The sequence below is a fragment of the Weissella paramesenteroides genome, from assembly GCF_051903945.1.
GTDB lineage: Bacteria > Bacillota > Bacilli > Lactobacillales > Lactobacillaceae > Weissella > Weissella paramesenteroides_A.
Genome location: NZ_CP192268.1, coordinates 1,370,746 through 1,396,003, shown reverse-complemented (window position 1 = coordinate 1,396,003; position 25,258 = coordinate 1,370,746). Strand labels below are relative to the sequence as shown.

General features: G+C 37.9%; 23 protein-coding genes. All 23 read left to right on the top strand.

The genetic code is table 11. From position 1 onward, the window contains the following. Nucleotides 1–4 precede the first annotated feature (4 nt). The 23 genes from rsmH to ACQ4QH_RS06600 all read left to right on the top strand — a co-directional run bounded on the left by rsmH (nucleotide 5) and on the right by ACQ4QH_RS06600 (nucleotide 25,255). Nucleotides 5–949, top strand: a complete 945-nt coding sequence (gene rsmH / locus ACQ4QH_RS06710; protein WP_439818258.1) for a 16S rRNA (cytosine(1402)-N(4))-methyltransferase RsmH — start codon at nucleotides 5–7, stop codon at nucleotides 947–949. A 21-nt stretch (nucleotides 950–970) separates the two neighbouring features. Further along, nucleotides 971–1,348 (top strand): cell division protein FtsL, encoded by a 378-nt coding sequence (ftsL, locus tag ACQ4QH_RS06705; RefSeq protein WP_439818257.1) that lies wholly within the window; start codon nucleotides 971–973, stop codon nucleotides 1,346–1,348. A 1-nt stretch (nucleotide 1,349) separates the two neighbouring features. After that, nucleotides 1,350–3,539, top strand: a complete 2,190-nt coding sequence (locus ACQ4QH_RS06700) for a penicillin-binding protein (protein WP_439818256.1) — start codon at nucleotides 1,350–1,352, stop codon at nucleotides 3,537–3,539. A gap of 29 nt (nucleotides 3,540–3,568) precedes the next feature. Continuing rightward, nucleotides 3,569–4,564, top strand: a complete 996-nt coding sequence (gene mraY / locus ACQ4QH_RS06695; protein WP_439818255.1) for a phospho-N-acetylmuramoyl-pentapeptide-transferase — start codon at nucleotides 3,569–3,571, stop codon at nucleotides 4,562–4,564. Between the two features lie 56 nt (nucleotides 4,565–4,620). Continuing rightward, nucleotides 4,621–5,955: a UDP-N-acetylmuramoyl-L-alanine--D-glutamate ligase gene (murD, locus tag ACQ4QH_RS06690; protein ID WP_439818254.1), complete on the top strand. Its 1,335-nt coding sequence runs from the start codon at nucleotides 4,621–4,623 to the stop codon at nucleotides 5,953–5,955. A gap of 25 nt (nucleotides 5,956–5,980) precedes the next feature. After that, the gene (murG, locus tag ACQ4QH_RS06685) at nucleotides 5,981–7,078 is read left to right on the top strand and encodes an undecaprenyldiphospho-muramoylpentapeptide beta-N-acetylglucosaminyltransferase (RefSeq protein WP_439818253.1); all 1,098 of its coding nucleotides are present in this window, start codon (nucleotides 5,981–5,983) and stop codon (nucleotides 7,076–7,078) included. Between the two features lie 38 nt (nucleotides 7,079–7,116). Beyond that, nucleotides 7,117–8,082 carry a cell division protein FtsQ/DivIB gene (locus tag ACQ4QH_RS06680; RefSeq protein ID WP_439818252.1) on the top strand — a complete coding sequence of 322 codons (966 nt, stop codon included), beginning with the start codon at nucleotides 7,117–7,119 and terminating at the stop codon, nucleotides 8,080–8,082. 107 nt (nucleotides 8,083–8,189) lie between these two features. Continuing rightward, nucleotides 8,190–9,551: a cell division protein FtsA gene (ftsA, locus tag ACQ4QH_RS06675; protein ID WP_439818251.1), complete on the top strand. Its 1,362-nt coding sequence runs from the start codon at nucleotides 8,190–8,192 to the stop codon at nucleotides 9,549–9,551. Nucleotides 9,552–9,580: 29 nt separating this feature from the next. Then, nucleotides 9,581–10,822, top strand: a complete 1,242-nt coding sequence (ftsZ, locus tag ACQ4QH_RS06670; protein ID WP_439818250.1) for a cell division protein FtsZ — start codon at nucleotides 9,581–9,583, stop codon at nucleotides 10,820–10,822. An 11-nt stretch (nucleotides 10,823–10,833) separates the two neighbouring features. Next, the gene (locus ACQ4QH_RS06665; protein WP_002828540.1) at nucleotides 10,834–11,286 is read left to right on the top strand and encodes a cell division protein SepF; all 453 of its coding nucleotides are present in this window, start codon (nucleotides 10,834–10,836) and stop codon (nucleotides 11,284–11,286) included. An 11-nt stretch (nucleotides 11,287–11,297) separates the two neighbouring features. Continuing rightward, entirely contained in the window at nucleotides 11,298–11,561 is a 264-nt protein-coding gene (locus ACQ4QH_RS06660) for a YggT family protein (protein WP_439818249.1), read from the top strand. 8 nt (nucleotides 11,562–11,569) lie between these two features. Then, complete coding sequence (locus ACQ4QH_RS06655) at nucleotides 11,570–12,355, top strand: RNA-binding protein (RefSeq protein ID WP_439818248.1); 786 nt, start codon at nucleotides 11,570–11,572, stop codon at nucleotides 12,353–12,355. 14 nt (nucleotides 12,356–12,369) lie between these two features. Continuing rightward, on the top strand, nucleotides 12,370–13,008 hold the full coding sequence (locus ACQ4QH_RS06650; RefSeq protein ID WP_439818247.1) for a DivIVA domain-containing protein: 639 nt from the start codon (nucleotides 12,370–12,372) through the stop codon (nucleotides 13,006–13,008). 278 nt (nucleotides 13,009–13,286) lie between these two features. After that, the gene (gene ileS, locus ACQ4QH_RS06645; RefSeq protein WP_439818246.1) at nucleotides 13,287–16,079 is read left to right on the top strand and encodes an isoleucine--tRNA ligase; all 2,793 of its coding nucleotides are present in this window, start codon (nucleotides 13,287–13,289) and stop codon (nucleotides 16,077–16,079) included. A 94-nt stretch (nucleotides 16,080–16,173) separates the two neighbouring features. Further along, nucleotides 16,174–16,836: a histidine phosphatase family protein gene (locus tag ACQ4QH_RS06640; protein WP_439818245.1), complete on the top strand. Its 663-nt coding sequence runs from the start codon at nucleotides 16,174–16,176 to the stop codon at nucleotides 16,834–16,836. A gap of 21 nt (nucleotides 16,837–16,857) precedes the next feature. Further along, a complete protein-coding gene (locus ACQ4QH_RS06635) occupies nucleotides 16,858–17,526 on the top strand; it encodes a tetratricopeptide repeat protein (protein WP_439818244.1) in 669 nt (222 codons plus the stop codon). Continuing rightward, nucleotides 17,507–20,011 carry an SF1B family DNA helicase RecD2 gene (gene recD2 / locus ACQ4QH_RS06630; protein WP_439818243.1) on the top strand — a complete coding sequence of 835 codons (2,505 nt, stop codon included), beginning with the start codon at nucleotides 17,507–17,509 and terminating at the stop codon, nucleotides 20,009–20,011. Before ACQ4QH_RS06635 ends, recD2 begins: the two co-directional genes overlap by 20 nt. A gap of 78 nt (nucleotides 20,012–20,089) precedes the next feature. Next, nucleotides 20,090–20,812, top strand: coding sequence for a YebC/PmpR family DNA-binding transcriptional regulator (locus ACQ4QH_RS06625; protein ID WP_002828532.1), 723 nt, complete (start codon nucleotides 20,090–20,092; stop codon nucleotides 20,810–20,812). Between the two features lie 261 nt (nucleotides 20,813–21,073). Further along, entirely contained in the window at nucleotides 21,074–22,525 is a 1,452-nt protein-coding gene (locus tag ACQ4QH_RS06620) for an NCS2 family permease (RefSeq protein WP_439818242.1), read from the top strand. Nucleotides 22,526–22,644: 119 nt separating this feature from the next. After that, a complete protein-coding gene (gene comGA, locus ACQ4QH_RS06615; RefSeq protein WP_439818241.1) occupies nucleotides 22,645–23,562 on the top strand; it encodes a competence type IV pilus ATPase ComGA in 918 nt (305 codons plus the stop codon). Further along, on the top strand, nucleotides 23,534–24,538 hold the full coding sequence (locus tag ACQ4QH_RS06610) for a type II secretion system F family protein (RefSeq protein WP_439818240.1): 1,005 nt from the start codon (nucleotides 23,534–23,536) through the stop codon (nucleotides 24,536–24,538). The genes comGA and ACQ4QH_RS06610 overlap by 29 nt, the downstream gene beginning before the upstream one ends. Beyond that, the gene (locus tag ACQ4QH_RS06605; RefSeq protein ID WP_439818239.1) at nucleotides 24,535–24,861 is read left to right on the top strand and encodes a competence type IV pilus major pilin ComGC; all 327 of its coding nucleotides are present in this window, start codon (nucleotides 24,535–24,537) and stop codon (nucleotides 24,859–24,861) included. The genes ACQ4QH_RS06610 and ACQ4QH_RS06605 overlap by 4 nt, the downstream gene beginning before the upstream one ends. Nucleotide 24,862: 1 nt before the next feature. After that, nucleotides 24,863–25,255, top strand: coding sequence for a hypothetical protein (locus ACQ4QH_RS06600; protein WP_439818238.1), 393 nt, complete (start codon nucleotides 24,863–24,865; stop codon nucleotides 25,253–25,255). Nucleotides 25,256–25,258: the final 3 nt, after the last annotated feature.

Sequence of the window (25,258 nt, the reverse complement as noted above, 5' to 3'; positions counted from 1 at the left end):
ACCGATGACAGAATTTAAACATGTAACAGTATTATTGCGAGAGGCGATTGATGGGCTAAACGTCCAACCTGATGGTGTGTATGTTGATGCAACCTTAGGTGGTGGTGGTCATTCTAAACTGCTAGCAAGTCATTTATCTACCGGTAAATTATGGTCATTCGATCAAGATGAAACGGCAATTAGATATAATCAAGAACACTTAGCCGATGAATTAGCTGCTGGTAAGGTCGCATTTATCCAAGATAATTTTCGACATTTGCATGATGCATTAATGGCAAAAGATGTTTCAACAATCGATGGCATTGTTTATGACCTAGGAGTATCATCACCACAATTTGATGATGGACAACGGGGTTTTTCATACAATTATGATGCACCGTTAGATATGCGAATGGACCAGTCTCAATCACTAACAGCAAGAACAATTGTTAATGAATGGTCATTTCATGAATTATTGCGAATTTTTTCGCGTTATGGTGAAGAAAAATTTGCAAAGCAGATTGCGAGAAAAATTGAGCATACACGAGAAATAAAACCAATTGAGACAACATTTGAATTAGTTAATATTATTAAGGATGCTATTCCAGCGGCGGCGAGAAGAAAGGGCGGTCATCCGGCCAAGCGTACTTTTCAAGCAATTAGAATTGCGGTAAATGATGAATTGGGAGCGGTTGAAGAATCTTTAGCACAAGCATTAGATATGTTAAATGTTCATGGTCGAATTGCCGTCATTACTTTCCACTCATTGGAAGATCGTTTAGTCAAAACAATGTTTAAAGAAAAAGTATCAATTCCAGATTTACCAGCTGGTTTACCAATTATTCCAGAAGAAATGCAGCCAGATTTTAAATTAGTCGTCCGAAAGCCTATTTTGCCATCAGATGAAGAGTTAGCAACGAATCGACGCGCACATTCTGCCAAGTTACGAATTATAGAGCGTATTAAGTAAAATGATGGAGGAAGCCCCACTATGGATGGATTACCAAAGTACAACAATAGCAATGTTGTAACCAAACAAATTAGTCGCCCAGAGACAAAGATTAAACACAAGACAGTTAAAAATGTGAAAATGGTAAAACCTAAGTGGGATACAGTGGATTTCATGATGGTTGGAGCGGCAGCCTTAACAGTTATCGTAATGGCTTTTTTGGTCATTTTTATGGCAAATAAAAGTGCAACAGCCAACACACAGTTGTCAACAACATCAGCACAGTTAGAGACAGTGCGCGATAAGAATAATGATTTAAAGCAGGAAGTCAGTGATTTATCTAGTCCAGATCGCTTGAATAAAATTGCTGAAAAGAATGGATTGAAACTCAATAATCAAAATATAAGGAACGTAAAGTAGCATGGTAAAAAAACAACGGATGCCAAAACGTGACCAATCGGATAAAAACAGTCGTAATACGGGGAGAATTTTGCTCATATTAATGATGTTGGTGCTGGTTGTGTTGGGGGTCCGTTTTTCTTATGTCGCCATCACAAAGGATGTGAGAGGGCATAGGTTAGACAAGGCCGCCCAGCTAATTTATCGTAGCCAAAACGAAATTCCGGCTAAACGTGGTGAAATATTTGATGCAGTTGGGAATCCACTGGCCGAATCTTCGACGACTTATACGTTAGTTGCTGTATTAGACAAAAGTCAAAAATCAGCAAAAGGTAAGCCAATGTATGTGAAGAAAGGTCAGGATAAAGTCGTAAGCGAGAAAATTGCTAGCGTGCTTGGTGGTAAAGCACAAGCTTATGCGCAATCAATTAAGAGTGGTCGTAAAGACAAATTACAACAAGTACAATTTGGACAATTAGGTTCAAATTTAAATGTTAAAAAATATAAACAGCTAAAAGCTCTTAATATTCCGGGATTATCTTTTGTTTCTAGTGAATCACGTTTTTATCCAAATGGTACATTCGCATCAGATTTAATTGGTTTAACGAAAAATGAAAACAATAGTGATGGTAAAGTAATTTCAGGAATAACTGGTATCGAACAGTCTTGGAATAAACAGTTAACGGGTCATAATGGTGTAAAAACAACTTCGTCTGATACGACTGATCGATCAGTTTCAAAGAAAAATCTTGCTGTGAAGAATGGTTATGACGTTTACACAACAATTAATACGAAATTGCAATCAACTTTAGAAAAAAGTATGCAAACTCTTGCAGATGATATGAAACCAAAGGCTGCGGTTGCTATAGTTATGGATACAAAAACCGGTAAGATTGTGGCAACAACACAACGACCATCATATAATGCGACAACAGGTGAAGGCATTGGAGATCTTTGGACAAATCAATTGTATGGTACTGCTTTTGAACCAGGATCTGTTTTGAAGGGAATAACGCTAGCTTCGGCAATTGATTCTGGCAATTGGAATGAAAATGACACCTATGAATCAGGTACTTTAAAGATTGGTGACAAGAAGGTTACTGATTGGAACAATGGGGAAGGCTGGGGACGCATTACATATGGACGAGGAATTGCTGAGTCATCTAATGTGGCAATGGCATTAACAGAGCAGAAAATGGGTGCGCAAACTTGGCGTAAGTATTTGAATCGATTCAAGTTTTTAAAACCAACGAATACAGGATTTAGTGATGAAGCACGAGGTAGTATGCAATTCCAATACCCTATTGAACAAGCAAATACGGCGTTTGGTCAGGCAATTTCTGTAACACCATTACAGATGATGCAAGCTTACTCAGCAATTGCAAATAATGGTAAAGAATTACAACCACAAATTATTGAAAAAATTGTTGACCCAAATACCAATAGAGTGGTTTCGCAGCCTAAAATAAAAGTCGTAGCAAAGCCAATTAGCAAGGCGAGCGCAAAAGCTACTCGTAAACAGTTGGAAGATGTTATCTACTCACAATATGGATTGGGAAAGATGTATGCCATTCCGAATGTTCGCACAACCGGAAAGTCCGGAACCGCTCAAATTGCCACTTCAACTGGTTACTCTACACCTGGTGACAATACGAATGAAATTCATTCATGGATGGGGATGGCACCTTCAAATAATCCACGTTATATGATGTATATTGTGACAAAACAACCACAACAAAACACGGATAATATTTCTACTGATATGGCAAATGTTTTCAAGACGGTGATGACGCAAGCTTTGGATATGTCCGAAAGCGATAATAAGGTTGTCGTTAGTGCAAATCAAGAGGTTAGTGTGCCAACGGTTGTTGGTGGCTCAACAAAAGAATCTACTAAAGAGATAAAGTCTAATCGTTTAACACCAATTGTGATGGGCGATGGTCAGACCATCAAAGGTCAATCAATAACCGGTGGTAAAAAGTCGGTTGTTGGTCAACGAATTTTTTTGAATACAGGTAAAAATATTGCTGTCCCTGACATGCGTGGTTGGGCAAAAAGCGATGTGTTAGCATGGGCAGAACTAGCAAAAATCAAGGTAAACATTAATGGCAATGGTTTTGTTTCGACACAATCGGTGAAGGCAAATTCAAAATTGTCTGATGGTTATCATGAAATTACGGTAGAATTTAAAGAGCCTAAAACATCAAATTAAGCATATAGGTGAGTGAGAGGAGTAGTCGAATGTCGACTTTTTTAGTAGGACTTTTATTTAGTCTAATTGTTACGGTACTTGTGGTACCTCGTCTACGAGATTGGTTTAAAAAAATTAAAGTAGCCCAGATGGTTATGCGTACTGGTGAACATGAACCTGATCATGCTGCGAAGGCTGGAACACCAACAATGGGTGGTGCGGGTTTCATTCCAGTTGTTGTGATTGGTTTTATTATTTTAGCGTTAATCACTAAAAATACTTCTTCAACAGGCTGGGCAACGTTGATTGCGATTATAGTCTTTGCAATTGTGGGTGCTTTTGATGATAGCATCAAGGTTTTCAATCATCGTGATGAAGGGCTACGCTTTTTACCTAAGCTTTTTGCGGAGATTGCTGCAGCAATTCTAGGTGTTGTTGTGCTGGCCTTAGGTAAATTTGATTTTTTCCTTAGCCTACCATTTGGTTTAGGAGAATGGCATAGTGTGATTGTTTATACATTATTTACCATTTTCTGGCTAGTCGGTTGGTCTAATGCAACTAATTTAACAGACGGATTAGATGGATTAGCATCAGGAACAGCGATTATTGCCTATGTTGCCTATTTAGTGATTGCTATCGTGCAAGGCGATATGACAATGGTCTTATTGGACGGATTGATGATTGGTGCTTTGCTTGGTTTTATGTTCTTCAACCATTATCCAGCAACAATTTTTATGGGTGATACTGGATCACTGGCATTAGGAGCTGGTTTAGCAATGAACTCATTGGTGTTACACCACGAATGGTCGATATTAATCATTGGGTTCGTATTTATGATTGAGACCTTAAGTGTCATTATTCAAGTAACAAGTTTTCATTTCTTTAAGAAACGGATTTTTTTGATGACACCTATTCATCATAGTTTTGAAAAAGGTGGTTTAACGGGTAACACAGAGAAGCCATGGAATGAATGGCAGGTTAATTTCTTCTTTTGGGGAACTGGTCTAATTATGGCAGTTATTTATCTGCTTATCTGGTTCTTATAAAAATAATGGGGTGTGATTCCCCATATACATATCTCAAGAAAAAGGGGCTCTTAATAATGGATAAACATGTATTAATAATTGGATTTGCTCGTTCTGGTGCAGCCGCAGCCAATCTATTACAAAATGAAGGCGCTCAAGTGATTGTCTCGGATCCTAAGTTAGATATCACAGATAAAAAAGTAGTGACATTAAAGGCAAAGGGCGTGCAATTTACGACTGATCAATCAGTGTCATTGCTTCATGATATAGATTTAATTGTAAAAAATCCGGGAATTCCATACACAATTCCTATACTAACTGCCGCGGAAGAACGACATATTCCAATTGTGGTTGAAGTAGCCCTTGCTCAAAAGTATATTCAAAAAAATTGGATTGCAATAACTGGTTCTAATGGTAAGACAACAACAACGGAAATGATTGCTTCGGTTCTCAGAAAGCAATCAGGGGAGGGACATGTACTGGTTGCCGGGAATATTGGTACTCCAGTTAGTGAAGTAGCTCCTAAAATGCTGAAGGATGACGTATTAGTGACGGAGCTATCTTCTTTCCAATTAACAGGTATGCCAGCACCAAAACCACATATCGCTGTATTGACAAATATTTTTGCTTCACATTTAAATTTTCATGGGACCCGGGAAAATTATGTTGCTGCTAAAATGAATATTACAAAACACCAAACGGCAGCTGATTTTTTTGTTGTTAACTTTGATAATGAAGAATGGCGTCATTTAGCTGAACAGACAAACGCAACGGTTGTTCCTTTTTCAAGAAAAGGAGTTAGTGAAGCTGGCGCTTATTTGAAAACAGGGAGTTTGTACTATAAAGAGGAATTTATCATTGATGCTAATGAATTAGGCGTTCCTGGTTCACATAATATTGAAAACGCACTTGCTGCAATTGCGGTTGGTAAATTAATGGGTGTTGAGACTGCTGATATTGCTGGTGCGTTAAGAAGCTTTTCTGGTGTTGAACATCGACTACAATTTATCGGTAATTTCTACGATCGGCAAGTGTATAATGATTCAAAAGCAACTGATATTGAAGCGACAGAAATGGCTTTATCTGGATTTAATGTACCAGTAATATTATTGGCTGGTGGTTTAGATCGCGGGGATGATCAAATGAGATTGTTACCGGCAATGAAACAACATGTTAAGGGGCTGATTGTTTTTGGTGAAACAGCTGAGAAGTTGGCAGCGGTTGGTAAAAAAATAGGTATTCCGGTGCTTAATGCTAAAGATGCTCCTAGTGCTGTGAAACCAGCCTTTGAGTTAAGTAAAGCTGGTGAAATTATTCTATTGTCTCCTGCTGCTGCATCATGGGATCAATTTCCTAATTTTGAAACCAGAGGAAATTTGTTTGTCGACGCTGTGAAGAAGTTTAAGTTTTAAACATAAGAATTAGGGAGGATTAGCAATGCGTATTATTGTATCTGGTGGTGGCACAGGCGGTCACATTTATCCAGCATTAGCCACTGTTCAGCGCTTAAAAGCATTAGAGCCTGATACTGAGGTTTTGTACATTGGTAGCGAACGTGGGTTAGAAGGTAGTATTGTACCCAAAGCAGGTTTCAAGTTTAAATCATTGAAAGTTCAAGGTTTCCATCGATCACTCTCGCTCGATAATTTTAAAACGATTTATCTGTTTTTAAAGGCAACACGTGAAGCAAAAAAATACTTAGTTGCTTTTAAACCAGACGTCGTTGTTGGTACAGGTGGTTATGTTTCAGGTCCGGTATTATACGCTGCTCAACAAATGGGTATTCCTACTGTTATTCACGAACAAAACTCTGTGGTTGGCGTAACAAATAAGTTTTTGGCACGAAAGGTTACGAAAGTTGGCGTTGCCTTTCCCGCAGCTTTACCAGCTTTCAAAGCCAATTTAGCAACAATTGTAGGTAATCCAAGAGCCCAAGAGGTTGTTGATGGTCAAGGGAGCTTTGATTGGGAAAAGTTAGGGCTGGTACCTGATAAGCCATCAGTACTTGTTTTTGGTGGCTCACAGGGAGCGATTAAAATTAATGCTTCAATGGTTGAAGCATTGCCGAACTTTGCTGACAAAACATATCAAGTTATTTTTGTAACTGGATCTAAAAGATTTGATGATGTGCAGCAAGCAATGCAGACTAAAAACATTGTTCCATCGGATAACGTGGCAGTGGTACCATACATTAGTAATATGCCGCAATTAATGCCAAGAGTTTCGCTAGTGGTTGGAAGAGCAGGTGCGACAAGCTTGGCTGAACAAACGGCTTTAGGAAAGCCAATGATTCTTATTCCTAGTCCATATGTAACAAATGATCACCAAACAAAAAATGCGCGTAGTTTGGCAAATGCTGGTGCAGCAGAAATGATTACAGAAGAATCGTTGTCTGGTACAACATTGTTTGGAACAATTGATCAACTGATGACAGATGAAAAACAGCGGCAATTAATGGCAGAGGCGGCTATGAAAATGGGTGTTCCTGATGCGGCAGATCAATTTATCGCACTAATTAAGAGCGTTATTAAGTAAAATAAAGTATTTCTGTGAGGAGATTGTAGGAGGTTACGATGACTGATAAAAAAGAAAATCCGCATAACGACAGCGACAATGCGAATTCCTCTGATATTCAGGCACATTTAGATGCTTTATTATCAGGGAAGGGTGAGTCATCAAAGCCAAAGCGGTCAAAAAAAACAGATGAAAAACACGCGCAATCCGAACCAACGCAAGTAAACAATGTTAAGGTATCTGAAGAAAAACAAGCCAAATCAACTGCTATCACAACAATTGATGAAGAAAAGGTTAAATCGGTAAAGCGTCCGCACCAGAAAAAAACACCATTGTTATTTGCTCATGAATGGGCAGCGATTAAAACAATTGTTATCTTAGTGATTATGGCCGCAGGTTTGATCTACCTTATTTCACCAAATGGACAAGTCAAACGGTATGAAGTTGTTGGTACCCATGAACTTTCTGATAAAACGGTATTGGATGCAGCAGGGCTGCGGACAGGTCAATCATTGCTAACAACATTAAATCAAAGTGGTTATTTTAGTCGAGAAGCTAAACGTAAAAATCCACAAATCAATAATCTGAAATTATCAATGAAATCAGATAATACTTTGCAGGTCAAGGTCGATGAAATTGTAAAAGTCGGTTATGTTAAGGCCGGTAATAAATATTATCCGATATTAGAGAATGGCAGTATGTTGAATCAGGGACTAACTAATCAACAAGTCGGTGGGTTACCATTATATGATGGTTTCACCTCTGATAAGCAATTACGTAAAACATTAGCGGAATTTGGTAAGCTTTCCGATCCATTAAGACATGCAGTTTCGGAAATAGTTTGGTCACCAAATAGTCAAAATAATCAACGTTTATTGATATATATGAATGATGGTAATGAGGTGCTAATTAGCGCAGATGAATTATCAAAGAAGATGAAGTACTATCCAGGTATGGTGGCGCAATTAAAACAAACCGGGGTAGCAGATTTACAAGTTGGTGCATATTTTAAACCATATGATTAATAAAACTGGGTGCAGGTCTGGAAGAATGCACCCAAAGTATGGTATTATTCTTAAAGAATTGTTTATTTATTTAAACATTTTGTATGGTAGTCAAAGGAGGAATTAAGATGGCCAACCATGGATTAATTGTTGGTCTTGATGTTGGGACTAACACCATTAAAGTGCTAGCAGCAGATGTTAGAGATCAACAGGCTAATATTGTAGCGGTTGGTCGATCTGTTGCACACGGTGTAAAGAAGGGCGTTGTTGTTGATATTGACGCAACAGCGACCGATATTCGTCAAGCAGTAGCACAAATAAACGAGCAGACTGAGCAACCGATAACAGAAGTTGTTGCGAGTTTACCTGCAAGCAACATTCAAATTCAACACGTGAAAGGAACTGTTACAGTAAAAGATAGCCAACATATTTCGTATGAAGATGTTGCTAATACTGTACAGGAAGCAATCAAGATACAATTGCCTTCAGACCGTGAAGTAGTTGAGTTAATTCCGACTGAGTTTGTAGTCGATGATTTTGATGGCATTCAAGATCCAAATGATATGGTGGGCATGCGTTTAGCAATGCATGGTATTGCCTACACGGCGCCAAGAAATGTCATGGGAAACTTGCGTCTTGCCATCAATAAATCTGGACTACAACTTCGTGATTTTGTTTTGGCACCATTGGCATATAGTAAGACATTGCTGGATGATGGACAACAAGAATTTGGCACAATTCTATTAGATATGGGTGCTGGACAAACTTCAGCGACTGTTGTTCATGAGCATCAATTAAAGTTTTTGTCATCATTCCCTGCAGGAAGCGACAATATTTCTCGAGATATTAGTGCAGTCCTTGAACTAGGACTACATGATGCAGATATGTTAAAGCTAGACTCGGGGTTTGCTTTATCAAAATTGGCGCAAGAGAAAAATCAGTTAGTTATCAAGAAGGTCAGTGCTGAAGAGCCAGAACAAATTTCAGAAACGTTATTGGCACAAATTATTGAAGCAAGAGTTATGCAAATCCTTGGAAAGCTTGGTGAAAAGCTAGACTTGGTTGGTGCATTTCAAATGCCAGGTGGTGTTATCGTAACGGGTGGTGGTGCTGCCCTACGTGGCATGACACAAGCCATTCACGAAACTTATAACGTTCAGACAAAATTATTCACACCTGATGATATTGGACTACGTCATCCTGGTTATGCTGGCGCATGGGCATTAGTACACTATGCTGCACAGCAAACACCAATTCAATTAATTGTAAAACAAGCTTTATATGGGCTACCACTTGTTGTTCTCGGACAGCCTAATATGGGAGCACAGTTGCCTCGTGATAGACGCAGTGAAAAGAAAAAGCAAAAGGTCGAACAACAACGTGCCCCTCAAAATGAACCTGAAAAGGCCGAGTCGACTGAAGTAACTGATGAAGAACAACCTAAGAAGAAAAATAAGATTAAGAATTTCTTTGCGGAGTTCTTTGACTAATTCATAAATTAACTAAAAAGGAGCTCAATATGGATTTGCAAATGGACATGAACCAAGAATACGGTGCAACGATTAAGGTCATCGGAGTTGGTGGTGGTGGTGGAAATGCCGTAAACCAAATGGTAACTGATGGTGTAGAAGGTGTGGAATTTATTGTTGCTAATACTGACGCACAAGCTCTTGATCGTTCTTCAGCAGAAAATAAGATCCAAATTGGATCAAAAGCAACTCGTGGATTAGGTGCGGGTGCACGACCTGAAGTTGGTGAAGCAGCAGCTAAAGAAAGCGAACAAGAATTAACTGAAGCGCTACAAGGTGCTGACATGGTCTTTGTTACCGCTGGAATGGGTGGTGGTACCGGAACTGGTGCTGCTCCTGTTATTGCCAAGATTGCCAAAGATTCTGGTGCACTAACGATTGGTGTTGTGACACGTCCATTCTCTTTTGAAGGACCAAGACGTGGAAAGTCTGCAGCTGAGGGATTAGCTAAACTAAAAGATAACGTCGATACGTTGATTGTTATTGCCAATAATAATTTATTACAAATCGTTGATAAAAAAGCACCTATCATGGAAGCTTTCAAGATGGTTGATGATGTCCTACTACAGGGTGTGTCAGGAATTTCAGATTTGATTACAAAGCCTGGTATTATTAATCTTGATTTTGCTGATGTTAAGACTGCAATGGCCGGTCAGGGTACTGCCTTGATGGGAATTGGTTCTGCATCAGGAGAAAATCGTGCTGCCGAAGCAACTCGTAAAGCAATTGCTTCACCTTTGCTAGAAGCGAAAATTGAAGGGGCAACGAATGTGTTGCTTTCTGTTAAGGGTGGTGCTGATATGTCATTGTTTGAAGCACAGGAAGCTTCAGAGACGATTGCACAAGCATCAGGAACAGACGTTGATATTATTTTTGGTACAACCATTGATATGGAAATGGAAGGTGATTTGGTTGTTACAGTTATCGCGACGGGCATTGATCGTCCACAAACACCGCGACCAGAAATAAACTTAGGATCTAATCAACAAGCTAGCCCATTCCAAGCTGTTTCAGAACAACCAATGCAACAAGCACAACAGCCCGTGGTTAACAATGATCCGTTTGCTGATTGGGGAACACCTTCTGAACAGTCTCAAGCACCACAACAACAAAGTGCACCTGTACAGTCAGCTGCACCAGCTCAACAATCAGCACCGTCACAACCAAGCTCATCTGATGAAGAAATTGAGCGCCCAGCTTACTTCAATTGGATGAAGCGTGGTGACAAGTAAGGAGACTGGTCATGGCATTTAAGTTTAAAGATTATATTTTTGGTGTCGATGATAATTATTATTATGAAGATGAAGATTCCGAAAGTAGTCAAGAAGACCAAAAGGCGGCTAATTTTGCGGAGTCAAATAATAATGCGACTCGACCAACCAATGAACGACGTGCAAATGTTATTAAAATGGATGGTTCAAGAGATGACCCAGCTAAAATCGCCTTGTATGAACCACGTACATATGCAGATGCCCAGACAATTGCGACGCAATTACTTGGTGGTGAAGCCGTTATTGTCAACTTGGGATCAATCGATGAAAATACAGGTAAGCGTATCTTAGATTACCTGGGTGGTACAGCATTTGCAGTCGATGGTACAATTGAGCGAGTTGGTGAAAGAATTTTTTTGGCGACCCCGCATAACTTCGAGATTTCGGGAACAATTTCTCAAAATCTCGGACAACAATTTAATTAATAGGTGGTAATATGTTAACAATCCTTGGATTATTAAATTTGCTACTTCGAGCACTAGAATTTATAATCGTTATTTGGGTTTTGATGTCCTGGTTACCTGGGGCACAACAATCATCATTGGGTCAATTATTAGGTCGAATATCAGGGCTAATTTTGAATCCACTACGACGATTTATACCAGCTATTGGCATAATTGATTTAACACCATTGGTTGGATTGATTCTATTGCAAGCAGCTGAAATGGGATTGCAAGCAATTGCTCGAACAATGATATAGAGAAGATTATGGTTGATAATGTAGCACAACATTTCCGCCCTAATGAAGCCACGTTTCTTAATTTAGCGGAAGGCTTGGTTCGTCAGGTATTGGATGAATATCGTCCAGTCTTGACGAATTTTTTAAACCCAAGAGAGATTTATATTCTAAAAACTTTGGTTAATCAGCAAGATGATTTAAAAGTATTTCAATATGGTGGTTACCAAAATGCGGAAAATCAAAGATTATTGATTGCGCCAAATTATTATGAGCCAATACGAGATGATTTTGATTTAATGGTTATTCAAATTAAGTATCCCGAAAAATTTGCGACGTTACATCATAGTACAATTTTGGGTACTTTCATGCACAATGGTATTGCACGGCAAAGTATTGGTGATATTATTAAGGGTGAGGCTGAAACGTGGTATTTTGTCGCTACCAAGGCGATAGGGACATTTATTTTAAGGCATCTAGATCATATTGGTAAAGCAAAAGTTCGTTTTGAAGAAGTGATGGCGAATGAGATTGCTGTCGTTGATGATGAATGGACAATTATTAATACGACTGTTAGTTCTTTACGACTAGATAGTATCGTCGCAAATGGGTATAATATTTCTAGGAACCATGCGAAGCAGATGATTGAGCATGACTTAGTACGTGTTAATTGGACTGATATTAATAAGCCCGATTATGTTCTAGCAATTAATGATTTAGTCTCTGTACGAAAGTATGGTCGTCTAAAAATTAACGAGCTTAATGGCTTAACTAAAAAAGATAAATGGCGAATAACAATGGCAGTCATTAAAAAATAGATTGGAGAAATCTCATGGCATTGACCCCACAAGAAATTCATGCAAAGGAATTCACAACAAGTCGCAGCAAATGGTATGATAAGTCGGAAGTTTCTGACTTTTTGGATCAAATCGTGACTGACTATGATGCTTTGATGCAAGAAAATCAAACATTGAAGACACAATTAGCAGAAGCTGATGCAAATGCTAAGCAAGTTGAAGAGATGAAACAATCTGTAAATTCATCTATTCTAATTGCACAAGAGGCCGCAGACCGCTTGAAGAAGCAGACGGAAGCCGAGGCGGAAGCAACTTTGCAACAAGCGCAAACAGAAGCTCAAAAAATTGTAATGGAAGCAAATGCAAAAGCAAATGCACTATTAACTGATTCACAAACTAAAAATGAAGCACTTGTAGCCGAAAAAGAAGGTTTGGATAAAGAGATGGGTGCCTTCAAATCAAAAATTGAGGGATTGCTTCGTTCTCAGTTGGATATGATCCAAACTGATGAGTGGGCAGCTTTCCAACAACCAGCTGCATATCAAGAGCCATCAGCAACAGCTGGTTCTGCATCGGCCTCAGAAGCAGCTGTTTCAGAGGATAGTGCTGAAACAGTTGTTATTTTCCCGGAATCAAGTGAAGATTCAGAAAATTTCTTGAATAAGGATAAGTAATTAGTTATTATAGATATCGTAAAGTTTCTGACCAAAAAATATAATTTATTCTAACCAGCGACTTAGGAAATGGTGTAAGCCTAAGATAGTAACGAATTATATCTATCAGCAGAGAATCAGTACACATACATGTTGAAGAGGCAATTTATAAGTGTAAATTGTGAATTCGGGTGGTACCACGGTTAAAACGTCCCGCGTTAGTCAGAAATGACTGATGCGGGTTTTTTGTTACCAACTCATTGTTGGTAATCAGCAAGGGTTGAGGAAAGGAAGTGCTTATGAAAATCAAGCAAACATTAAATCTTGGTAAAACCAAGTTTCCAATGCGTGGTAACTTACCACAAACAGAGTTACAACGCGAAAATATTTGGTTTGAAAATAAAGTCTACGAACAACGTCAAAAATTAAATGCTGGTAAACCATCATTTATGCTACATGATGGACCTCCATATGCAAATGGTAATATTCATATTGGCCACGCAATGAATAAAATTTCAAAGGATATTATTGTTCGTTACAAGTCTATGAATGGTTATTATGCACCATACGTACCAGGATGGGATACGCATGGACTACCAATTGAACAACAGTTAACAAAAGCTGGTAAAGATCGTAAAAAGGTTGGACCGGTTATTTGGCGTAAGATGGCTGATGAATTTGCGCATAAGCAAGTTAAAAAGCAGATGGCTGATTTTAAGCGTTTGGGAGTTTCAGCTGACTGGGATCATCCATACTTAACCCTACAACCATCATTTGAGGCGGCACAGCTTCGGGTCTTTGGTAGTATGGCAAAGCGCGATTTGATTTTCCGTGGTAAGAAGCCAGTCTTCTGGTCATGGTCGTCAGAATCTGCTTTAGCAATGGCTGAAATTGAATACCATGATGTGACTTCGGAGTCAGCATTTATCTCTGAAAAAGTCAAAGATGGTAAAGGGGTATTAGATCAAGACACTTATTTAGTTGCTTGGACGACCACACCATGGACTGTACCTGCTTCACAAGCATTAGCAGTTCACCCTGATTTTAAATATGTGCAAGTTCAACCTCAAAACACAACTAAAAAGTATCTAGTTGCTGAATCATTACTATCATCTTTGTCAGAAAAATTTGGTTGGGAAGAGCCAACCATCTTGGCAACTTTTGAAGGTAAAGATCTTGAATATATGGTGACAGAACATCCATATATGGATCGTGACATTTTAGTTGTTTTGGCAGACTATGTGACTGATGATACTGGAACTGGTCTTGTTCACACAGCACCTGGTTTTGGTGAAGACGACTTTATGACGGGTAAGCGTTATGGTATCACACCGATTATGAACGTTGATGATCGCGGGTATTTAACTGCTGAAGCTGGTGAAGATTTTGATGGTGTTTTCTATGAAGATGCAAACGAATTGTCATTACAGAAGTTAAGAGACGTTGATGCACTTGTTAAATCAGAACCAATTACGCACAGTTACCCATTTGATTGGCGGACAAAGAAACCAGTTATTTTCCGTGCTGTACCACAATGGTTTGCATCAATTGATAGTTTCCGTCAAGAAATTTTGGATGCGTTGGATGATGTTACATTCAAGCCAGAATGGGGTAAGAAACGACTATACAACATGATTCGGGATCGTGGCGATTGGGTTATTTCTCGTCAACGTGTCTGGGGTGTACCATTACCAATTTTTTATGCAGAAGATGGCACTGCGATTATAGATCCAGATATCATTGAACATGTGGCAGATTTGGTTGCTGAGCATGGTTCTACTGTATGGTTTGAACGTGAAGCAAAAGATTTGTTGCCTGAAGGCTACACGAATGAGCATTCACCAAATGGTCAATTTACTAAAGAAACAGATATCATGGATGTTTGGTTTGATTCAGGTAGTTCTCATCAAGGTGTGATGGCAACTAGACCAGAATTAGAATTCCCTGAAACATTGGTTCTGGAAGGTTCTGATCAATATCGAGGTTGGTTCAATTCCTCATTGATTACATCAGTAGCTGTTACTGGTAAGGCACCTTATAAGGAAGTCGTTTCACAAGGATTTACTTTAGATGGTAATGGTGAAAAGATGTCAAAGTCAATTGGCAATACCATTGAACCTAATGAAGTTATCAAGCAAATGGGTGCTGAGATCATTCGTTTGTGGGTATCAACTGTAGATACATCGGCCGATGTACGTGTTTCGATGGACATCTTGTCTCAAACTTCAGAAATCTATCGTAAGATTCGGAATACAATGCGTTTCTTATTAGCAAATACAGCAGACTTTAATCCAAATGAAGATACTGTGGCGTATGAAGAATTAACAGAAGTAGATAAATATTTTTACGCACGATTTAATCAATTGATTAGTGAACTTAAAGCAGCATATGATGCTTATGATTTCCAGTCAGTTCATAAGCTACTCATTAATTTCATTAATGTTGATTTGTCAGCCTTTTATTTGGACTTTGCGAAGGATATTCTGTATGTTGAAGCACCTAATGGTCATCTCCGCCGCTCACTACAAACGGTTTTGTATAAAATTGTTGTTGGATTAGACAAATTGATGTTACCAATTTTGCCACATACAGCAGAAGAAATTTTTGAATATTTGCCTTATGAGACTGAAGACTTTGCATACTTAACAGATATGCCAGAAGTCGAAGACTTGGGTGATAATACCGAATTGTTTGCAAATTGGTCTTCATTTATGAAATTGCGTGATGCAGCGAATAAAGCATTAGAGGAAGCCCGTAATGCTAAACTGATTGGTAAGCCAGCTGAAGCTGCCTTGACTTTGTACTTAAACAATGAACAAGCACAAATGGTTGATGCCTTAGGACAAGATATTCGAGTATTATTGCTTGTATCTCAGTTGCACCTAGCAGATGTGACAGATGCATCAGCTGATGTTGAAAATTATGATGGTTACAAGATTGCAGTTGCACATGCGGTTGGTGAGGTTTCACCACGAGACAGAATGTATCATACTGATTTGGGATCAGATAAGGATTTCCCAATGTTGTCAGCACATGAAGCAGAAATTGTCCGTGAAAACTTCCCAGAAGCATTAACAGATGGTTTAGAATAATAATTAATCAGATGAACGGCTAGAACTTTGTTTCTAGTCGTTTTTTTGATTATAATGAATAGTAACTACTTAAAATGGATTGGAGAATCACTGCATGACGAAATTATATTTTATACGCCACGGAAAAACTGTTTGGAATGCTGAAGGGCGTTTTCAAGGATCCGGCGGCGATTCACCATTGTTACCTGAATCAATCGATCAGATTGCTGATTTGGGGAACTTCTTAAGTGATGTGACATTTGCCCATGCTTTTACAAGTCCAATCAAGCGTGCTATGGATACTGCAGAGCAAACGCTCACTTATATAAATAATCAACCAAAATTAACCGTTTTGGATGGATTAAAAGAGTTTTCTTTTGGCGTTTGGGAAGGATTAACGTTTCAAGAAGTCAAACAAGACTGGCTTGCGATGTATGATGCTTCACGTTATCACCCAGAAAGATTTGATGCTAGTCAGGTTCCAGGTGCAGAAACATTTGAAGCGGTTCAACAACGCTTTAGAAGGGCAGTCTTTGATGCTGTAAATGCTTATGGTGGACAAGATGTGAATTTAATCTTTTTTAGTCATGGTGCAGCCCTTACTGCAGGAATGGGTGGTTTGTTAAATATTCCATTGGCTAATTTAAGAGATCGCGGTGGTCTGGGTAATACAAGTACGTCGATTCTTGAAACAAATGATGGCATTAAATTTAAGGAATTAATTCGAAATGATACAAGCTATTTGAATGTACCCGCTAATGCATCAAATACAATTTAAAAAATTAGGTAGGAAAAATAAATGGCTAAATTAGATGAAGATGTTCAAAAAGATATAAAACAACTAGTGAAAGATATTTCTGAACATCCGGATCATTGGCAAGCGTATGTTGACTTAGTAAATGTTTTAACAGTAATTAATAGTTTGGTTGAAGCAGAAGACTTGGCGTTAAAAAGCCTATCTATTTTTAAGAATAATGAAGCGGCACAGCAGGAGCTACTCTATGCAACAGGCAATGTCTATTACACTGCAGCAGATTATTCTCGTGCGACAAGTTTTTTTAATAAGATTACAGATGCGAAATTGAAGCATGATGCAACGATGATGCAGGCACAAAGTTTTTATGCACAAAATAAGTTTAAGCAGGGTTTGGCATTTGCGTTAACTGCTGTGCAACAAGATAATGCTGATTTAAATGCACAAATTTTATTAGGAAATATTTGGTTGAGTTTAGGTGATAGTAAAGCCGCAAGGGCTGCTTTTGATAGCGCACTAGCCATAAATAGTGGCGATTATTCAGCAAATTTGGGACGTGGGGTTGTTGCTACGGCTTTAAATGAACAGGAAAATCAGTGGTTACAAATTGCTCAAAAAATAGATCCGAAACAATATCAAGTAGATGCCAATCGGTTAGATGATTTAATTCAGGTAATGTTGGGGAGCACAAACAATGAGCGAAACACAGACTGATATTTTTGAAGATGGAACTGTCACAGAACCAACAGTTGTCGGTCAAATTGCGACCATTGTTTTCTCGGCGCAAAATTCTTTTTATAAAGTTCTGCGGATTACGATATTAGAAAAAAATTTTGATTTTGACGATGACGAAATGACGGTCACTGGTAATTTTGGCGACATTCAAATAGGTGCCAGCTATGAATTTAAAGGACAACTGAAAGAACATGCTCGTTATGGTGTTCAGTTTGTGGCTATGAATTACCATCGACAAGCTACCAGCTCAGTATCAGGATTAGTCGCCTATTTTTCGAGCGAAAAATTTCCAGGTATTGGAAAATCAACGGCGACGAAAATTGTGGACACTTTGGGAACAGATGCAATTGATTTAATTTTAGAAAATAGTAAAGTTTTATCTAATATCGGTCTTTCAGAGAAAGTTCAGACGGTCATTGTTGACCAACTTGCAAAATCTGACGGTATGGAACGAGCAATCATTGCATTGAATGATTTTGGTTTTGGATCTAATTTAGCCACAACAATCTATCAAAAATATCAACAAGAAACATTAACAATATTGAAAAACAACCCGTACCAATTAGTAATTGATATCGATGGTGTTTCATTTAAAAGAATTGACCAGTTTGCACTACAACAAGGTATTGATGCTCTGGATGATCGCCGTGTGAGTGCGGGTGTTATTGCTGCGATTAATTTGAAGACATTTGAATCTGGGGATACATATATGGTATTACCGGATTTATTAGTGACGACAAAGCGGTTGCTTGAGCGTGCTCAACGCATAGAGGTCGATGAAAGTTTAATTAAACAGGCGTTATTAACACTGACTCAAGAAGGTGTTGTAGTTGCAGATGGTAGTTATTTATATATTAGAGAAATTTATGAATCTGAAAATCAAATTGCTAAAGAACTTATTGATTTAACTGAGAGAAAACAACAAACCTATTCAAGAAAAGAAGTTGTAAAGTATTTGGATGAAGTTGAATCTGCTAATAATTTTAAATATGATGCGACACAACGCGAAGCAATTATCGCAGCTTTAACGAACCAGTTATTTATCTTGACTGGTGGTCCAGGAACGGGAAAAACAACTATTATTAGTGGTGTTGTTGCAACTCTTAAAAAGTTGTTAAGACAAGATGGCATGAAATCTGATGAGATCGACCAAGGCATTCATTTAGTAGCGCCAACTGGACGTGCGGCAAAACGACTACAAGAATCAACGGGCATGGCGGCTAGTACAATTCATCATTTACTGGGCATAACGGGACGCGAAGCCAACTTAGATGATGTTGATATTGAAGAATTAACCGGGCAACTATTAGTTGTTGATGAAATGTCGATGGTTGATACGCAATTATTTGCGACTTTATTGTCAGCCGTTCGTGCAGATATGCAAGTAATTTTGGTTGGTGATAAGGATCAATTACCATCTGTTGGACCAGGACGTGTGTTTTATGATTTGTTAGCAAGTGGCATTTTGAATTATCGAGAACTTGAGACAATTCATCGCCAGGGTAAAGGCTCAACAATTATTTCTTTGGCTAATGATGTTAAAAATGGACGATTACCTGATGATTTTACTGATCAGAAAATTGATCGCTCATTTTTTTCAGCTGAATTAAGGCAGGTACCAAATTTAGTCGAAAAAATTGCGACGAGTTGGCAGAAAAAAGGAAATTCGGTTACTGATATGCAAATATTAGCACCAATGTATCGAACACAGGCTGGCGTAAATCATTTGAATGAAATTGCTCAAAGCATATTTAATCCAATAACGAATAAAAAGAAAACGATTTTAGTAAAAAATGGTGATTTCACTTTTACATTTCGTGTTGGTGATAAAGTAATGCAAACAACGAATGATCCAGAAAATAATGTTTTTAATGGAGATATTGGATATATTTCCACAATTCTATTAGCTAAGGATAAAGCGAATACAGACAAAAAAGATATTATAACGGTTTCATTTGATACGGGTGAGGTTATTTATACCCGTGAAAATTGGCAACAGTTGACATTGGCCTATGCTACCACTATCCATAAATCGCAAGGAACTGAATATAAATTAGTTATTATGCCTTTGGTCAACGCTTTTTCAAGAATGCTACAAAGAAATCTCCTTTACACAGGCTTAACAAGAGCTAGTGAATCGTTGGTCTTGCTTGGACAAGAGAGTGCATACCAACAAGCAGTGCTAACGACCGGTGTCAATCGACAAACCACACTACAAGCGCGTATTATGCAGTATGCTAATCAACAGGTAGGTTCGCGAGAGAATCAACAATTAAGTGACGAATCAAAAAATGAAACAGAGTCATTAGCAAATCAATCATTATCCCATGATGATACAGATTTACCAACAGCAACGGCTGCAAAAGATAACTATATTTTGACTGTTGATTTGATAAATAGTAATAAAATTAGTCCAAATATTGGACTAGATGGTTTGACACCGGCAGATTTTATGTCAGTGTGAGCGACATAAACTAGTCAGAGCGCTAATTATATGGTAAAATAAGACGATAAATTTTCGAAAGAAAAGGGGTTTCTGAAAATGTCAGGACATAGTAAATGGCATAACATCCAAGGACGTAAGAACGCCCAAGATGCGAAGCGTGGTAAGATTTTCCAAAAGTTAGCTCGTGATTTGTATACGGCAGCAAAAGCTGGCGGTGTTGATCCAGATTCAAACTCAAGTTTGCGTCTCGTTATCGACAAGGCAAAGGCTGCTAACATGCCTAAGGATAATATCCAACGAGCACTTGATAAGGCTTCCGGAGCAAACGGGGCAAATTATCAAGAGTTAACTTATGAAGGTTATGGTCCAGCAGGTATTGCAGTTTTGGTTGAAGCCTTAACGGACAATACAAACCGTACAGCTTCTTCTGTACGTTCATCATTTAAGCACTTTGGTGGTGAACTTGGAACTTCAGGATCAGTTTCATTCCAATTCGACCGTAAGGGTTACCTTGAAATCGAACGTGATGAAGATACTGAAATTGATGAAGATCAATTATTTGAAGATATGTTAGATGCTGGGGCAGAAGATATGAAGACTTTTGATGATCAATTTGAAATTTACACTGATCCTAAGTCTTTCCCTGAAGTTCGTGATGCTTTGGCAGCCAAGGGTTACCAATTTAGTATTGACGAAGTAACCATGGTTGCACAAAATCCAATGGCTGTACCAGAGGATAAGCAAGAATCATTGGACAACTTGGTTGCTGAGTTGGAAGAAAATGACGACGTACAAGCAGTATTTACAACAGCTGAATAGTTATCATTTTGCTTTTTAAAAGAACTTGTTTACTAAACAAGTTCTTTTTTTTATTGAAAATATTATTGACTAATAATTGAATTAGGAATAATGTTAAAATATTATTTATTTAAATAGAAGTCGTTAACGTGTTCTGCCACAGACTTAAACATTAATTATATTATTTAGTTGTACCATGAGGGTGCTAGCAATATATTAGTTGATCTTTAATCATGTTGGCAGAGTATGCTAACATGATTTTTTTAGGGAGAAGAACTTATTATGTTGGAGCGTTTCTTTAAGCTATCGGAAAACCATACAACCGTACGGACTGAGGTCATTGCAGGTATTACGACCTTTGTGGCGATGGCTTATATTATCTTTTTAAATCCTGCAGTTCTTTCGTTGACAGGTATGCCTAGTCAAGGTGTTTTTTTGGCAACTATTTTGACAGCTGTTACAGGTACTTTGATTACGGGTTTGTTTGCTAATTTACCATATGCACTTGCTCCTTCGATTGGTATGCAAGCCATGTTTACATACACGATTGTTTTTGGTTTAGGTTATACCTGGCAACAAGCCCTGGGGATGGTATTTTTAGTTGGTTTGGTAGATGTCATTATCACATTAACAAAAGTTCGATCATTGATTGTTAAATCAATTCCAACACAACTAAAACACGCGATTGCAGCGGGAATTGGGTTGTTTATTGCTTATATTGGTTTAAAGAATGCTGGATTTATTAATTATTTAGTTAATTCAGAAAATATTATTTCCTTAAATAATTCACCATTTCATGGTGGTGGCGCGAAAGCTATTGAAACATTAACTGGTAACGGTGGTACGACGCCTGAGATAACGACGTTCACAGATCCATCAGTGTTATTAGCGCTGATTGGATTAGTACTCTTAGTCTTATTAGTTGTTGCTAATGTTCCTGGAGCATTCTTGATTTCTGTTTTTGTAACAACGATCATTGGTATTCCGATGGGTGTGACAAATACACATGTTAATGGATTATCATCATTTTCGACAACATTCCATGATTTTGGTTCTATTTTTGGTCAAGCTTTAGGTTCGCATGGTTTGTGGTCAATGTTTAACTCACCCAAAAATATTTTGATTGTCATTTTAACGGTGTTCTCAATGGGACTTTCAGGTTTGTTTGATGCCATTGGAACCTTTATTGGAACAGGTATTTCTAGTGGTATTTTCTCAAAGGCAGACCAAAAGGAATTCTATGAAAATAAAGGCTTTAAGTCAAAAATGGATCGTGGCCTGGTTGCTGATACTTTTGCAACGATGTTTGCTGGAATTTTTGGAACTTCAAATACGACAACTTTTATTGAAGCTTCAACAGGTATTAAAGCAGGTGGCCGTACCGGATTAACAGCTGTTGTTGTGGCAATTGGATTCTTGTTGTCGATTATTGCTGCACCACTAGTTAATGTTATTCCAAGTGCTGCAACAGCTCCTATCCTAGTTGTTGTTGGTATCATGATGATGAATGAATTTAAAGCAATTGATTGGGATGACATGGAAGTAGCAGTGCCAGCATTCTTTACTTCCGCGTTCATGGCCTTCTCATATTCGATTTCATATGGAATTGCAGCCGGCTTTATTTTCTATGTGTTAATTAAAAGTGTGAAGCGTAAGTTCAGCGAAATCAGTGTTATTTTGTGGATAGTTTCATTGTTGTTCGTTTTGAATTTTATTGTTATTGCAGTTAGTTAGTGTTTTATAGAATATTTGGCATCCAGTAACGTTTTACACGTTACTGGATTTTTTTGATTAAAAAATAGACTTTTTAGGATGGGGAACGTCTTTGTAAATGTTAGGAGGTGAGAAATAGCATGAAAATACAGAAAATGTTTTACGATATCATTGATTTGGCATCAAAACGACATGCAAGTGACGTGTATATTTGGCCATGTTCTGATGGCTTTCAAATGATTTACTATTCGGCTAACGGTTTGGAAAAAGTAAGGCATTTTGAAGCTGAAGTTGGGGAAGCACTTATCCGTCATATAAAATTTTCAGCACATATGGACATTAGTGAGGCTCGGCGCCCGCAGCTTGGACGGTGGCAATATTTTTTAGATTCACAATCCCTTCATTTACGAATTTCAAGTGTAGCAGATTTTTTAAATCGAGAATCAATAGTAATCCGTCTTATTTATGATATGCAAGATAACTATTTAGAATGGCGACCTGTTCATAAATTGAAGGAACTAACGCAACTAATAAAACTGAAACAAGGGCTGATTCTGCTTGCTGGTCAGATGGGTTCTGGTAAGACAACCACACTCTATCATGTCGCAGCAAATCATTTAAATGATCAAATGGTACTTACTATTGAAGATCCTGTTGAATTAGTCGTACCACAATTTTTACAGTTACAGGTAAATAATGCTGCTCAAATGAGTTATGATCGACTGCTTAAGTTGGCATTGCGGCATCATCCTGATGTTATGATTATTGGTGAAATTCGTGATGCAGAAACAGCGCATATTGTTGTTCAAGCAGCATTGAGTGGTCATTTAATTTTAAGTACAGTTCATGCAATGTCTATTAGAGGGATTTGGTATCGGTTACGGGCTTTTGGCATTCCGGTAGATTTATTAAATCAGGTGATTGTTGGTTTGGGTTATCAAGAAATGATGCAGCATGAAAATCATTCATATGTGCATTTAAATTTGAATAGTGGGACAAGTTTGAAAAAAGTATTGGTGGACTTAAAAAATGCAGAAACAAACACAGTGGCCACGTAAGTTACAAGTTGAATTTTTTGAAAATTTATGTCATTTATCTAAAGTTGGTTTTGATTTAGAAAGTTCGTTAATGACCTTACAAATTTTACTTAAACTACCTATAAAGGACGTGGAAACTATCATTATTGGCCTAACCGCAGGACTTACCTTGGCTGAAGTGATGTCTCCATTTATCAGAACCGAGATTGTGCAACAACTTGATTTTGCAATTATACATGGACAATTGACACCTTTGTTACAAGAATTAGGTGCCCGGGAACGAGGAAAATTAGTACAGTTCAGGAAATTACGTCAAATATTGTTATATCCGTTAATTTTGATGATACTTTTAGTGGTATTAATAATTGGCTATTTGACTATTTTATTGCCAGAGCTTGGGCAATCAGGCGCAGACTTAGCAATATTTAAAACTAATTTGAAACCTTCATGGCTAATTATAGGAATGATAGTGCTTATGTTGGGCCTTTCACTTAGTATCCGGTGGTTTACAAAGCTATGTTGGGAAACACGGATAAAAATTATCATGAAGTGTCCAATTATTGGTACGTTATTAACCCTTAGCGTAGAGTACTATATTTGCTTGCAATTAGGATTGTTACTATCAAGCGGGGTTGAATTAGCTACGATTGTCGCAAAGGTGCGTAAAAAAACAACAAATGGACTGATTTCATACGTTGGGGACAAGGCCTGGCACGCATTAAGTAATGGCGAAAATATTCGTGATTTTATTTTATCGGTAGCTTTTTTGCCTAAAGAGTGTGCCCTATTGTTCAATCTGGGTCACACGCAACAACAAATTGGTGAAAACTTTCAAATTTTGGCGAATCGTAAATTTGAGTTGTTAGATGAACGAATAAAAAAATATTTAACTTTAATACAACCAATATGTTTTGCCATTATTGGAGTTGTCGTAATTGGCTTATACTATTTAACGCTTGTACCAATGTACAAAAATATGGGAGGCATTGTGCAATGAAAAACCGTCAGGTATTACGTCGTAAAGGATTTACATTAATTGAAGTTGTAACGACCCTGTTTATTATTGGATTATTAGTTGCATTGATTTATCCTAATGTTGCACATATCCGTAAAACAGCTGAAGACAGGCAACGTACAGCGTTAATGCAGACTCTTCAAAGTCAGGTCAATATGTACCACATTGCACAAGACGTTCCTGATACACAAACGATTACAATATCTAATTTAATGAACGCAGGTTATTTGACTACTTCTCAGGTACAGCAAATGGGTAAGGCGCATTTTGAAATTAAGGGTGATAAGGTAATTCAAGGAAAGTAAGATGAACCGAAAAGGAGTCACATTATTCGAAACAATGGTTGTCTTATCGGTTTGTCTGGTACTTTCAACACCGATAATCTTACCAAAGGATGACAATAACCAAGATTGGCAAAATGTGAAACAAGAATTTGCACAAAAATATATTAAAGAGCAACAAAAAGTGGTACTAGGGAAAGAACTGGATTTTAATATTTATGGTTACAAAAATACGATTGTCATTGGTAGTGAGAAAATTAAATTACCAAGAGGGTGGTTTGCCGGTAATTATGTACACATTAATTGGCGACCAACTGTGGTAACTGCTGATACAATTTCTTTTGTCAATCGCAATACTAATAAACATATCTCACTAATTTTTCAACTAGGAGGTGGGACGTATCGTTTTACAACGTAGGGC

Excerpts from the sequence above, each read along its gene's own strand:
- rsmH (WP_439818258.1), top strand. The coding sequence starts at position 5 with ATGACAGAATTTAAACATGTAACAGTATTATTGCGAGAGGCGATTGAT.
- ftsL (WP_439818257.1), top strand. The coding sequence starts at position 971 with ATGGATGGATTACCAAAGTACAACAATAGCAATGTTGTAACCAAACAA.
- ACQ4QH_RS06700 (WP_439818256.1), top strand. The coding sequence starts at position 1,350 with ATGGTAAAAAAACAACGGATGCCAAAACGTGACCAATCGGATAAAAAC.
- mraY (WP_439818255.1), top strand. The coding sequence starts at position 3,569 with ATGTCGACTTTTTTAGTAGGACTTTTATTTAGTCTAATTGTTACGGTA.
- murD (WP_439818254.1), top strand. The coding sequence starts at position 4,621 with ATGGATAAACATGTATTAATAATTGGATTTGCTCGTTCTGGTGCAGCC.
- murG (WP_439818253.1), top strand. The coding sequence starts at position 5,981 with ATGCGTATTATTGTATCTGGTGGTGGCACAGGCGGTCACATTTATCCA.
- ACQ4QH_RS06680 (WP_439818252.1), top strand. The coding sequence starts at position 7,117 with ATGACTGATAAAAAAGAAAATCCGCATAACGACAGCGACAATGCGAAT.
- ftsA (WP_439818251.1), top strand. The coding sequence starts at position 8,190 with ATGGCCAACCATGGATTAATTGTTGGTCTTGATGTTGGGACTAACACC.
- ftsZ (WP_439818250.1), top strand. The coding sequence starts at position 9,581 with ATGGATTTGCAAATGGACATGAACCAAGAATACGGTGCAACGATTAAG.
- ACQ4QH_RS06665 (WP_002828540.1), top strand. The coding sequence starts at position 10,834 with ATGGCATTTAAGTTTAAAGATTATATTTTTGGTGTCGATGATAATTAT.
- ACQ4QH_RS06660 (WP_439818249.1), top strand. The coding sequence starts at position 11,298 with ATGTTAACAATCCTTGGATTATTAAATTTGCTACTTCGAGCACTAGAA.
- ACQ4QH_RS06655 (WP_439818248.1), top strand. The coding sequence starts at position 11,570 with ATGGTTGATAATGTAGCACAACATTTCCGCCCTAATGAAGCCACGTTT.
- ACQ4QH_RS06650 (WP_439818247.1), top strand. The coding sequence starts at position 12,370 with ATGGCATTGACCCCACAAGAAATTCATGCAAAGGAATTCACAACAAGT.
- ileS (WP_439818246.1), top strand. The coding sequence starts at position 13,287 with ATGAAAATCAAGCAAACATTAAATCTTGGTAAAACCAAGTTTCCAATG.
- ACQ4QH_RS06640 (WP_439818245.1), top strand. The coding sequence starts at position 16,174 with ATGACGAAATTATATTTTATACGCCACGGAAAAACTGTTTGGAATGCT.
- ACQ4QH_RS06635 (WP_439818244.1), top strand. The coding sequence starts at position 16,858 with ATGGCTAAATTAGATGAAGATGTTCAAAAAGATATAAAACAACTAGTG.
- recD2 (WP_439818243.1), top strand. The coding sequence starts at position 17,507 with ATGAGCGAAACACAGACTGATATTTTTGAAGATGGAACTGTCACAGAA.
- ACQ4QH_RS06625 (WP_002828532.1), top strand. The coding sequence starts at position 20,090 with ATGTCAGGACATAGTAAATGGCATAACATCCAAGGACGTAAGAACGCC.
- ACQ4QH_RS06620 (WP_439818242.1), top strand. The coding sequence starts at position 21,074 with ATGTTGGAGCGTTTCTTTAAGCTATCGGAAAACCATACAACCGTACGG.
- comGA (WP_439818241.1), top strand. The coding sequence starts at position 22,645 with ATGAAAATACAGAAAATGTTTTACGATATCATTGATTTGGCATCAAAA.
- ACQ4QH_RS06610 (WP_439818240.1), top strand. The coding sequence starts at position 23,534 with ATGCAGAAACAAACACAGTGGCCACGTAAGTTACAAGTTGAATTTTTT.
- ACQ4QH_RS06605 (WP_439818239.1), top strand. The coding sequence starts at position 24,535 with ATGAAAAACCGTCAGGTATTACGTCGTAAAGGATTTACATTAATTGAA.
- ACQ4QH_RS06600 (WP_439818238.1), top strand. The coding sequence starts at position 24,863 with ATGAACCGAAAAGGAGTCACATTATTCGAAACAATGGTTGTCTTATCG.